The 12142-nt window shown below is 39.4% G+C and carries 9 protein-coding genes; all 9 read right to left on the bottom strand.

From position 1 onward, the window contains the following. Positions 1–116 precede the first annotated feature (116 nt). The 9 genes from GJ691_RS06425 to tsaD all read right to left on the bottom strand — a co-directional run bounded on the left by GJ691_RS06425 (position 117) and on the right by tsaD (position 12122). Positions 117–1724: a fasciclin domain-containing protein gene (locus tag GJ691_RS06425; protein ID WP_154364990.1), complete on the bottom strand. Its 1608-nt coding sequence runs from the start codon at positions 1722–1724 to the stop codon at positions 117–119. Between the two features lie 37 nt (positions 1725–1761). Continuing rightward, positions 1762–3456, bottom strand: coding sequence for a RagB/SusD family nutrient uptake outer membrane protein (locus GJ691_RS06420; RefSeq protein WP_154364988.1), 1695 nt, complete (start codon positions 3454–3456; stop codon positions 1762–1764). Positions 3457–3465: 9 nt separating this feature from the next. After that, positions 3466–6654 (bottom strand): SusC/RagA family TonB-linked outer membrane protein, encoded by a 3189-nt coding sequence (locus GJ691_RS06415; protein ID WP_246200131.1) that lies wholly within the window; start codon positions 6652–6654, stop codon positions 3466–3468. A 364-nt stretch (positions 6655–7018) separates the two neighbouring features. Then, on the bottom strand, positions 7019–8137 hold the full coding sequence (locus GJ691_RS06410) for a THUMP-like domain-containing protein (RefSeq protein ID WP_343033466.1): 1119 nt from the start codon (positions 8135–8137) through the stop codon (positions 7019–7021). Between the two features lie 73 nt (positions 8138–8210). Continuing rightward, positions 8211–9299: an AI-2E family transporter gene (locus GJ691_RS06405; RefSeq protein WP_154364984.1), complete on the bottom strand. Its 1089-nt coding sequence runs from the start codon at positions 9297–9299 to the stop codon at positions 8211–8213. A 3-nt stretch (positions 9300–9302) separates the two neighbouring features. Next, on the bottom strand, positions 9303–9953 hold the full coding sequence (locus GJ691_RS06400; RefSeq protein ID WP_154364982.1) for a DUF4159 domain-containing protein: 651 nt from the start codon (positions 9951–9953) through the stop codon (positions 9303–9305). Between the two features lie 23 nt (positions 9954–9976). Further along, positions 9977–10684 carry a 16S rRNA (uracil(1498)-N(3))-methyltransferase gene (locus GJ691_RS06395; protein WP_154364980.1) on the bottom strand — a complete coding sequence of 236 codons (708 nt, stop codon included), beginning with the start codon at positions 10682–10684 and terminating at the stop codon, positions 9977–9979. 15 nt (positions 10685–10699) lie between these two features. Then, a complete protein-coding gene (locus GJ691_RS06390; protein WP_154364978.1) occupies positions 10700–11050 on the bottom strand; it encodes a TfoX/Sxy family protein in 351 nt (116 codons plus the stop codon). Between the two features lie 10 nt (positions 11051–11060). Continuing rightward, the gene (tsaD, locus tag GJ691_RS06385; protein WP_154364975.1) at positions 11061–12122 is read right to left on the bottom strand and encodes a tRNA (adenosine(37)-N6)-threonylcarbamoyltransferase complex transferase subunit TsaD; all 1062 of its coding nucleotides are present in this window, start codon (positions 12120–12122) and stop codon (positions 11061–11063) included. Between the last annotated feature and the right edge of the window lie 20 nt (positions 12123–12142).

The raw sequence follows: 12142 nt of genomic DNA, 5'->3' as shown, positions 1-12142 counted from the left end.
CCTTCTTTTCCCGGACGTACGAATGCATGTATAAAAAAACCACCCTGAATCTTTGGTACAGGGTGGTTAAGTATTTTTGACATTGATAAATAAATGTCAATACGGAACAATTTTTATTATTCCATGGAATTTATAAAATCAATTGCGTTTTTAGGTAGTAAAACCTTATCGATAATATGGGCAACCCCATTTCTTGCCAGGACATCGGGAGTTGTTATATTAGCGTTTACATCATTGGTAGCATCGCCGATAACAAAATTTTCCGTACCAACTACACTAATGATTTCAATATCGTTTTCAGAAGCTGTAGTTACTGTACCAGCCTCTAAATCCCCGCTAACAACCTTTCCTGCCAAAACATGGTATAGAAGTATTTCGGTCAGAAGTTCTAACTCCTCTTCCGTATCAAAACTTGCTATACCTGTATAATCAGCACCTAAAATATCAAATAGCTCGTTAAAAGCAGCATCGGTAGGGGCAAAGACAGTAGCAGGTCTAAAATAGGTGTAATTGGTGGCCTCATCGTCCTGAACATTTGTGACATCAGCAAAGGCACCGGCCAAATCAGTTGCAATCAATGCTTCTTCCAGAATGCTAAGATCAGGAGCTGCAATTACAGTGGTAGCCAAGTCATCAGAACTTAATAATGCTAAAAAGTCCAATGCTGCTTGAGGTAAAAGTACCTTATCGATTATGTCGACAAGACCATTCTTAGCATCTATCCCGGCAGTTAACGTACTTGCGGTAGTGGCTGTGGCATCGCCAAAGGCAAACCCTGTACCATCAGCTGTAACATCCACAAAACTATCATCAAGAAGAGTTGTGGCAGGGCCTACGGTCAAATCAATGGAACCATCAACAGGAGGCAGTACATGATACAATAGAATATTACTTAGTAAAGCTATTTCCGCATCATTATCAAAATCATCCAGACTACTGTAATCATCTCCGAGTGCATCTAAAAGATCGGCAAAGGCCTGGTTATTGGGGGCTAAAACCCTTGCGGTATCCAACCCTGCAATAGCATCTGCCAAACCGGCTTTTTCAACTGCGCTTGCTAAAATACTAAGATCATCGGTTCCCGTGGCCCATTCCAATATAGTTGGTCGAACATCAAAATCCAAATCATCGATTGCTGCCTGTGGTAAAAGAACCTTATCAATGTAATGAACAATTCCATTGTCGGCATATCCGTTTGATTGTACGACTGTCGATACAGGATTGGTCTGTGGTTCTTTGGTAGCATCTAATAATTGAATATCACCATCTTCCGTTACGATAACGGAGATTTCATCTCCTAAAACGGTAGTTAGTGTTGTGCCGTCTGAAAACGATGCTGCATCCATATTGCCAGATACTACATGGTAAGTCAATATCTGTGAGAGTAGGGCTGGATCTATATTTGCCAATAAAGCTTCAGCTGCCGTTTCATCATCTGTGGATTCATACCCGAGGGATTCTGCTAATACGGTAAATGCCGTATTATTGGGTGCAAATACGGTAAAAGGTCCCGTACCCTCCAAAGTTGAGGTTAGGTCTCCTGACGCTGCCTCAAGAGCTGACTCCAATGATGTCAAAGCTCCACTTTTACTGATTCTCGTATGTACTGTGCCTGGGCCAATTATTGCGCTTCCAGGCGAATCGATATCATCGTCATCACAGGAATTTAAACCTAGTAATGCGAACATCGACAAAACAATACCTATAGTTCGAATTTTATTCATGTCTATATTTTTTAAATTTAATTGCTTGAATGTTTGATTAATACCCTGTATTTTGAGTTAAAATATTACCACTTTGGTCAATAGCGGTTATAGGAATAGGGAAATTATAATGAATATCGGAATAAGTCCCTACTTCTTCACCGAATGGTGGGATGGTACGGCCTTCATTTTCAGCATATTCGGTCATGACTTCTACGAAATTGTCCCATCTTCTAAGATCGAACAAACGGTGGCCTTCCATTCCTAATTCCAAACGTCTTTCAAAACGAACTGCATTACGGGCAAAGGCAACGCTGGCAAATGAGGTGTAAGGCTCTATTACATAATTGGCGGCATCACCAGAATCATCAACTGTTTGCATATAGTTCGAGTTTTTTGCCCTGTTACGTACCCTATTTACATATTCAAGGGCCAATGCTAGGTCAGGACTGCTTTTTTCTACGGCAGCTTCCGCGGCCATTAACAATACATCTGCAAAACGCATTATATGGTAATTGACACCGGAATGCTGTTGACCCCATGAGCCAGTTGCTATGTTCCCGGTTTCACCTGACCAATATACGTTTTTCTTAGGTAGGTAAGAACCGGATATATCAGTGTATTCCGCTCTGATCCAATCATTTCCGACATGTTCGCCATATCCGTTGTAATCGATGCCACGACGACCTACAGTGTAGTCCGATCTAGGGTCTAAAGGACCGGCGTACGGTGTAAACGGTTCACTGGAATCAATACCAAAATCACTTGTCACATCGTTTTGGTTATATGTGTCCAATAATGGTAATCCTGTTGTACCATCTGTTTGGAAAGCATTCAGCAAATCTTGGGTAGGTTGGTAAAAACCACAGCAAGAACCGAAAGGTCCAGGGTTAGGGAAATTAAGTGCTCCCTTGACATTGGCGTTGTAAGATTGTCCGTCATCCGTGGTAAATTGAATAGAGAAAATGGACTCTACACTATTGTCACCTGCCAATCTAAAGTTGTCAACAAAATCGGGTAATAGGTCATAAGGACCATTTTGAACTACATCATTCAATAAAGGAAAAGCGGTATCCCAATCAGATTGGTGTAAATGAGCCTTTCCTAAGAAAGCTTTGGCGGTCCAAGAGCTTGGTTTGCCAACTTGTTCTTGGGATGCAGGTAAATTATCGATCGCATATTGAAAATCGGCTTCAATTTCTTCCCAAATGTCACCTGGATTTGGCTGGTTGAATTCAGTCGCTGCATAATTTTCCTCTGAGATGTAAGGTACATTACCCCACATTTTTTGAAGTTCAAAATTATAATGTCCCCTTAGAAAACGAGCCTCGGCCAATTGAGTTGAGAAATCGCCCTCTTCAATCGAGTTGATTAATGAAATAACGGCATTGGCCCTGTTGATACCAGCGAATATAACACCCCATTTTCCTAAGAAATAAGAACTACCGGATGTCCAATTCATTGTCTCTATGTTGTATAATTCGGGCTGATCCCCATCGGTACTCCCTTTATGGGCATCATCTGCTAAAACATCCATGATCCAGTTGTCACCGGACATTGACCATCCTTCGCCAAATTCATTGTTACGAACACCATCCAAAGCGGAATAGGCACCGACCAGCAAAAGGTCTACGCCGGTTTCGTTCTTAAGCGCTTCATCACTTAATGACCCGATTGCGGGCGATTCAGTAAAATCGTCACTACATGCCAATATACCTATTAGCATAAATAAATAAGTTACTATTCTTTTCATCTTTTTTTTTTAAAATTTAATATTAGCACCCAAAGTAAACACCTTTGAAGCGGGAAATACCCGGCCGTCAATACCAAGACTTAAGTTGGCACTTTCTCCACTTCCTAAGTTGGAAACAATCTCTGGATCAAAGCCTTCATAATCGGTAATCGTGAACAGATTGGTAGCTTGTACATATAATCTCAAAGATTTCATACCTATCTTATCAGAAATTTTCTGAGGTAAAGTATACCCTATTTGTGTATTCTTTAATCGCAAATAAGAACCATCTTCAACATAATAAGAATTTGGATCACCCTCATTATTGGTTATTGAGGTTGATAATCCCGGTAAGGAAGCATTGGTATTTGTTGGAGTCCAGGATTCTAAAACCCGAGTACTTCTATTACCGTTTACAAATGAAGGGAAATCAGTGTAGTACTTATTGAAATTATAGATTTCGTTTCCTTGAGATCCATTAAAGAATAAGGAGATATCAAAACCTTTATAAGCAGCATTCATATTTATTCCGTAAGTAAAATCAGGATGTGGGGAACCGATTTTTGTTCTGTCCTCATCATTGATCGTACCGTCATTATTAACATCTTCATAGAGGAACCTTCCTTGGTCGGTAAACCCGACTACGTTTCTACCATAGAAAAAGGATAATGGTTCACCGACTTCCGTTCTCGTTGGGGTTTGACCCCTTAAATTGGTTCCAGATCCCGTTACTGGTGTACCATCAATAAGCTCGGTAACTTCATTTTTATAATGGGACAAGTTTGCAGTAATGCCGTAGGATAAACCAGAATCAGTTTCGTCCCTGTACCCGGCACTTATATCAAAACCGGTATTTTTGATGTTCCCTAGGTTTACGTAAGGAGCACTGGCATCAATAGCAGTAGAACTTATAGCTCCAAAATCTTGGGTAATCAAATCTTTGGTCGTGATATTGAAATATTCTGCTTCAAATGTTAATTTGTTTTCCAACATTCCCAATTCTATACCAAAGTTCGTAGTCTCACTGGTTTCCCATTTAAGGTCGGTATTACCAACTTGACTCAAAATTGCTCCTGTCGCTATACTGGTTCCACTCAAAGCGTAATTGGCATACTGGTCGCTTAAGATAGAAATATTGGATGTAGGATTATCCACTGGTAAGGATTGATTTCCTAATTTCCCCCATGATCCTTTTAATTTCAATCGGCCGACAAAGGCATCTTGCGGATAGAAATCCTCAGCACTCACTAACCAACCCCCACTGAATGAAGGGAAGATATCACTCTTATTGTCTCCTATGAACCTAGACGATTCATCTCGTCGTACTGTTGCGGATATAAAATACTTGTCCATATACGAGTAATTGGCGGTACCGAAAACAGAAAATAAGGTATTATAACCATCATAGGCATAGTCTACGTTTGGCGAACCTGTACCGTTACTTAAAAGATAAAAATCCGGATCCTCGAAAAGGTATCCAGAACGGGTGATACCTTTGCCTTTTCCGGAACCTTTTACCGCTTCAACACCGATTAAGGCATTAATGCTATGCTCTCCAAATGTCTTGTTGTAATTTAAAGTGTTCGTCCAGATCCAGTTATAATTGGTTTGGTCTTGCTCATTTAAAGATCGATCGGATATCGGTTCACTGAATTCAGGATCCAATGAAGTAAAAGCCCTGGAATCAAAAGTGTTGAAACCACCGGCCAATGTTGTTTTAAAGGTCAGTTCATCAAGAAGGTTATACGTTAAATAGATATCACCTAAAACCGCATATCTTTTATTGTAATCGTTTCTGGTCCTATAATTCAATGCTACTGGGTTTCTACCGTTACCCAATCCAGGGGCTGCAGATCCAGCGAATTCGCCTTCATCATCATAAACAGGAACTAAAGGGGACATCCTTTGGGCCATTTCCATGGCTTCGGAATTTCCTGTCCTCGTGTTGGAGTAGGAAACATTCAAATGTTCCCCGATTCTTAATCTTTCACCGATCTTGAATTCAGAATTCAGTCTCGTACTTACCCTACTGAATCCAGTTTCATTAAGAATACCGTCGCTTTCCAAATAACCAACAGACATGAAATATTTGCCTGATTCGGTTCCGTTGGAAAGGGAAACTGACATGTTAGAAATGGGAGCGGTACGGGTAAGCTCATCGATCCAATCAGTGCCTCCTGGCTTAACAGTTGCATTTAATTCCCCTACCGGATAGTATACGATTGGGTTGTAAGTTTGAACCCTTGTATACCCTATAATCGAAGTAGGAACAACTGGGTTGGCCCCGCTGCCATACTGTGCATGTGATGGAATAGCACCATCATTTAGTTGACTTTGCCAAATCATATCTGCATGTTGTTGGGCGTTCAGCAAATCAGGTGCATTGGAGATTTTGGAAAAACCAGTGTACATATCAACTGAAATTTCTGCTTTATCCATATTATAACCACCACTTTTGGTCGTTATGATTACAACCCCATTGGATGCCCTTGCTCCATAAATAGCAGCTGCACCATCTTTCAGTACGTTCATCTGATCAATGTCGGTAGGGTTAAGGTTGTTTAAGAAACTAGCATCATCAGTCTGTACACCGTCTATAATATAAAGCGGGTCGGTATTGTTGGTAGTACCAAAACCACGAATGTTGATCTTAGGAGCGGCTCCCGGAGTGTTGTTGTTTACAACCGTTACACCTGCAGCTCTACCTTGCAAGGCCTCAGCGGCGTTTGATGTAGGTGCTTTTAAAGCTTCGCCCATATCAACAGATGCAACCGAACCGGTTATGTCACCTCTTGTTTGGGTACCGTAACCTATTACAATTACTTCCTCTAATAAACTTGCGTCTTCGGCCAAAACCACATTAATGGTAGTTTTACCATCCAAAGCAATTTCCTGTGTATGGTAACCAATGTAACTGATGACCAAAACAGCATCGCTATCCGCTTCCAATGTAAAGTTACCATCAAAGTCACTTTGTGTTCCTTGGGTCGTACCTTTGATAACGATACTCGCCCCAGGTAGTGGTCCCGATTCATCAGAGACCGTTCCGGTAATAATGGATTGAAAGGAACTTTCCAGATCAACCTTTAAAAATGATGTTTCAGAATTTGCCAAGGCCATTTGGGCACTTAAGCAAATCATGAACGATAAAAGCCCAATTCCGAAAGAAGTAAATCTTCCTTTAGGCTTTAACGATTTGTAATCATGTTTTTGATTCATAATCCTTGTTGTTTTGTTAGTTTAATAATAAATAGTGATGTAGTAAAGCCTTAATTTTTGCCTAAAAAATATATATAGTTCGCAATAATTTAAGGTTATATTAACAAATTTATAGAATGAAGGGTGATATAACATGTCATATTTTGTCAAATATTGATATTATTTGTTTTGTTAAAATTAACATAATAGAGTTTCGAAAAAGCTCTACTCAAACGTTTTCGTAATGTTTATGGGGGTTAGGAAGGTAAACAGGGTAAAAAAACACTGATTAATTTCTAATTAAATGGTAGATATGAATAATTCACAATCCGTAATTTAGAATTGTTCTAATCTGAAAAAATGGAGTTAATTGTTAATCAAGTGATTACTCCGTTACTTTTGTGGTACGTATCACTACTAATTTGTTGTTGATCAATCTTGTGAAAAACAAATACACCTCACCACCATCATGGATCCTGTATTTTTTTCTGATTTTGGCAACGTTGTCGGGAAAATTCCTCGTCGTAATATTGGCTTTCGTACCCAGGTAAGGCTTAAGTTCTTTTTTGGAATATCCCATTACTTGTTCAATACGAAATGTTCGTCCAGGGAATTCGATAAGATTTACAGAAGTGTACAGGTGTGAATGATCACCTAGTTTGTCTATTTTAAAAAATTTGGCAATTTGTTTGAAAGCACCGGCCTTTAAAATTGCTGCGTTTGGTTCGTATAAATAGGAAAGAGGTAAGCCAAGTGAAGCTAAAGCGTTTTTCTCTTCTAAAAGATTAAATTCAAAGGTTTGTATCTTGGGCTGGGTAAAATTTATCGTCTTTATTTTTACATCACTCTCATAATCTTTTTCTAGGACCCATAATAATTCCTTGACCTCATTTTTAATGGCAACAACATGTATCTCTTTAACATTGCTTAATTGGTTGAGTCCGATTGAAATATCCAATAACGGAGAAGTCTTGATTAAAATATGGTCGGATTTTTTGAATAAAAGAGGTAACTGTTCTACAACGTTTGGACTGCAGTCCGACAATAAAAAAACTTTTCCTTTGCTCTCGGATCGTCTTGAGGGGTCAATGAATATCCAATCAAATTCTTGGTCAGAACCATTAAGGAATTCCATACCGTCCATTGGTGTGGTATGGACATTATTTAGTCCTAAAATCTTAAAATTATAGGCAACTATTTCAGAAAGTTTTTCATTGATTTCGCAATGAAAAACAGCGTCGATTTTCTTGCAGAAAAAGTAGGTGTCCACACCAAAGCCCCCGGTCATATCAACCAGTGATTTTCCATCCACGATTTGCGCCTTGTATTCAGCTGTGGTTTCTGAAGAACATTGTTCAATATTCAACTTATTGGGGTAGTAAATTTTTTCAGTATTGAACCAAGTGGGAAGTTTTTTTTCACACTTTTCCTTAGCTTGGATCTGTTCGGCCAATTCTTTGGGGCTTATACTCGGAAAAGGACTTTTTTTAAGTAAAACTGACATGATGTCAGTGTATATTTTAGAGTTTATAAAATCCTGTACACCAGTATTTAATATATCTTTATTCAAAGTGATACTATATATTTTTTGTCAAGGATTTCACAATCTTGTTTTCGGCTAAAAATTCCTTTAAAATCACCTTGATAGCCGTGTATCCCGGCACTGCAATGATCATTCCCGTGATACCGAAAAGTAATCCTCCTATGATGATGATGAGAAAGATTTCGAGGGGGTGTGACTTAACACTATTCGAAAAAATATAAGGTTGGGAAAAGAAATTATCTACCAATTGTCCTATGATGAATCCTATCATTACATAGACGGTTTTTGGTAGGATTACCGTGCTGAAATCGGACCCAAGATTACTGGTCATGGTCAAGGTCATCATAAGCACTCCGCCAATGATCGGGCCCACGTAAGGAATCAAATTCAACAAGGCACATAAAAAGGCTATTACGATGGCATTTTCTATACCGAAAATGAACAGTACAATAGAGTAGATTACAAACAGGATAAGGATTTGTAAAACGAGTCCCAAGAAGTATCTTGAAAGTAAATCCTTTATGGTGTTCAATGATTTTTTTAAACGGCCTTCTTTGTTTTCAGGAATGAAGACCATTAAGCCTTGCTCAAACAATTTGCTGTCCTTTAAGAAGAAAAATGCGATAAATAGAACGGAGAACAAACCGATACTCAAGCTTCCCAAAACACTAACAAATGAATTGAGGACATCAGGTATAAACCCGAAATTCAGGTTGGCGAAAACTTTCGACTCTTTGATGCCTTGTTCAATTTCCGATGAGCTTAATCCAAAATATTCAGTTACCTGTCGGTAAAGGTTTTCTACATTAACCTGCAAGGCCTCAATATCCAAAAGGGATAGGTTTTGGCCTTGGGCAACCAAAAGGGGAACGAACAGTGCAATGATCCCCGCTATGATTCCTATTAGCAATAACATGGTAACGATGACGGCCAAGGTATTGTTGAATTTTAATCGTTTTCGTAGAAACATTACTATGGGTCTTCCTAATAATGAGGCTACTAAGGCTATGGCCAAATAAGCCAGAACCGATTGTATTTTGTATAAGAACAATAATACTAGGCTAATCCCAAGTAGAATGGCTATCGCCCTTAAAATGCCGTCTGAGATCGTTTTGGCTGTCATTCGTTAATTTTTAAAAGCATAAGATATGATATTCGCACCCATTTGTAAAGCTTTTGTGCGTACGTTTTCCGGGTCATTGTGTACCGAAGGGTCTTCCCAACCATCGCCCAAATCGGATTCATAGGTAAATAAGAGCACCAATCTACCGTCAATGGTTATACCGAAAGCTTGGGGGCGTTTACCATCATGTTCATGTATTTTAGGCAATCCGTCAGGGAATTGGTAATGTTCTTTAAAGATCGGGTGGTCAACTCCTAGTTCTTCTAGGTTAGTGTTCGGGAAAACTTTGGTGAGTTCTTTGCGTAAATAAGGTTCCATACCATAATTATCGTCGATATGTAAAAATCCACCTGATAGCAAATAGGTTCTTAGGTTGTCCGCTTCTTCTTGGGAGAACAGAACATTACCGTGCCCGGTCATATGAAGCATCGGATATTGAAATATGGTAACATCGCCTATCTCCACTGTTTCGGGTTGTTCTTTGATTTTGGTTCCGATATTTGAGTTGCAAAATTGGATTAAATTGGGTAATGCTGTGGGATTTGCGTACCAGTCACCCCCTCCTTTATATTTGAGAATTGCAATTTCTTGAGCATTGCCCGTGTTTGCCAACGCTGCAAAAAACAATAGAAAAAGAAGTTTGGAATATCCCATTCTTACATTATAATATTACGAATTTACCCGTTGTTAATCAAGTTTACTGTGGTGCAGGCCACGATTGCCGCAGTTTCCGTTCGGAGTCTGTTTTGGCCCAATGAAACTGGGAGAAAACCTTTTTCGTAGGCCTTGTCGATCTCATTTCTCGAAAAATCACCTTCAGGACCAATGAGGATGGTTATGTCTTTATCCGGGGCCACACGTCTTTTTAATTCCATTTTTTCGTCATCTTCGCAATGCGCAATGAACAAGAGTCCTTCTCTTTCTTGTTCTATGAACTCGTTATAGGTTACGGCCGGATTCAGTTTTGGAAGGTAGGCTTGCATAGATTGTTTCATTGCGGACTGTAATACTTTTTCCATGCGTTCCGGCTTTATTACTTTTCGTTCAGAACGATCACAAATGATGGGCGTGATCTCATCTATACCAATTTCCGTGGCCTTTTCAAGGAACCATTCAAAACGATCGTTACTTTTCGTAGGGGCTACCACTAAATGGAACCAGTACATTTTTCGATGTTTTTTCTTGGTTGAGGTTATTTGTGCCTTGCATTTTTTAGCATCGGCCAATAATATCTTAGCTTCAAAAATGCGCCCTTTTCCGTTGGTTATAAGAAGGGTGTCGTTTTCTTTTTTTCGTAATACCTTTACGATATGGTGGCTTTCCTCTGGTGTAAAAACAAACTGGGCCGTGCTATTGTCTAATTTTGGATAATAAAATAATTGCATAATCGTTGACTGTTTCTATTTGGCGCCCTGTAATCTTATTTGGGCATGTTCTATTCCTAATTCAATCCAATTTTGGAGGGCTTCTTCTGTCCGGTATCCTTTAGGGGAGACATAAACGAACTCTTTCATTGGGCTTTTTGCAAAATCCATAGGGCGAACATAATCCTTTTTTAGCATTTCTTCCATCTTGCTATCGATTACGCGAACCATAAGATCTTTTTTAAAAACCCCTATAGTCATCTTGCCTTTGAAAAGATAGGTCAATCCGCCGAACATTTTCTTTTTTGTAATGTCCTTTGTAAACCCTTTAGGAAATACGTCAAAGGCATAATCCAATCTTTGCTCCAGATTTTGGTCGTAGGCCATTTTTTTACTGTTATATAATGTACCTGGCTTTTGCCGTAACATCTTGGGAAGTAAATACATTTTGTTTGTATTTATGGTAGCCCACAATTCCGATCATGGCCGCATTATCGGTACAGTACTCAAATTTAGGGATATAAGTAGACCATCCGTAATTTTTTTCGGCATTTTTCAATGCCGTACGTATTCCGGAATTTGCGGAAACCCCACCTCCAATGGCCACTTGTTTTATTCCGGTTTCCTTTACGGCTTTCTTAAGTTTATCCATCAAAATATTGATAATGGTATACTGTATAGAGGCGCAAATGTCATTCAGATTGTCCTCTATGAAATTGGGGTTTGTTTTGGTCTCCCGTTGAATAAAATACAGAATGCTTGTTTTTAATCCGCTAAAGCTAAAATTCAATTCACCGACCTTTGGTTTCGGAAATGGAAATTTCTTGGGATTCCCCAATTTGGCATTTTTATCTATTAAAGGCCCGCCGGGATAGGGTAAGCCGAGTATTTTGGCACTTTTGTCAAAAGCTTCACCGACTGCATCGTCCAAGGTTTCGCCCAATATTTCCATATTAAAATAGTCGTTGACCTTAACGATCTGTGTGTGTCCTCCGCTAATGGTCATGGCCAAGAAAGGGAAGCTTGGTTTCGGGTTGTTTTCATCGGTAATGAAATGGGCCAAAATATGGGCTTGCATGTGGTTGACCTCTATTAAAGGGATGTCCAAACCGAGTGCCAACGACTTGGCAAAAGACGTTCCTACCAATAGTGAGCCCATAAGTCCCGGTCCGCGCGTAAAAGCTATGGCTGATAATTGTTTTTTGTCGATATTTGCTCTGAGCAAAGCTTGGTGTACCACGGGAACAATGTTTTGTTGGTGTGCCCTAGAGGCAAGCTCGGGTACAACGCCCCCATATTCCTCATGGATTTTTTGGGTTGCAACAACATTGCTAATGACTTTGTCATTGCACAAAACGGCCGCAGAAGTGTCATCACAAGACGATTCTATGGCAAGAATATAAATGGTTTCTGTTTCCACAAGGTTTGGAATAAAAATTGAAGTACAAAGGTAAAACATTATAGCCCTATCAGAAAACT

The organism is Maribacter luteus, from assembly GCF_009674825.1.
Taxonomy (GTDB): Bacteria; Bacteroidota; Bacteroidia; order Flavobacteriales; family Flavobacteriaceae; genus Maribacter_A; species Maribacter_A luteus.
This window is presented reverse-complemented; position numbering and strand designations above follow the sequence as displayed.

Excerpts from the sequence above, each read along its gene's own strand:
- GJ691_RS06425 (WP_154364990.1), bottom strand. The coding sequence starts at position 1,724 with ATGAATAAAATTCGAACTATAGGTATTGTTTTGTCGATGTTCGCATTA.
- GJ691_RS06390 (WP_154364978.1), bottom strand. The coding sequence starts at position 11,050 with ATGGCCTACGACCAAAATCTGGAGCAAAGATTGGATTATGCCTTTGAC.
- GJ691_RS06405 (WP_154364984.1), bottom strand. The coding sequence starts at position 9,299 with ATGACAGCCAAAACGATCTCAGACGGCATTTTAAGGGCGATAGCCATT.
- GJ691_RS06395 (WP_154364980.1), bottom strand. The coding sequence starts at position 10,684 with ATGCAATTATTTTATTATCCAAAATTAGACAATAGCACGGCCCAGTTT.
- tsaD (WP_154364975.1), bottom strand. The coding sequence starts at position 12,122 with ATGTTTTACCTTTGTACTTCAATTTTTATTCCAAACCTTGTGGAAACA.
- GJ691_RS06410 (WP_343033466.1), bottom strand. The coding sequence starts at position 8,137 with ATGTCAGTTTTACTTAAAAAAAGTCCTTTTCCGAGTATAAGCCCCAAA.
- GJ691_RS06415 (WP_246200131.1), bottom strand. The coding sequence starts at position 6,654 with ATGAATCAAAAACATGATTACAAATCGTTAAAGCCTAAAGGAAGATTT.
- GJ691_RS06400 (WP_154364982.1), bottom strand. The coding sequence starts at position 9,953 with ATGGGATATTCCAAACTTCTTTTTCTATTGTTTTTTGCAGCGTTGGCA.
- GJ691_RS06420 (WP_154364988.1), bottom strand. The coding sequence starts at position 3,456 with ATGAAAAGAATAGTAACTTATTTATTTATGCTAATAGGTATATTGGCA.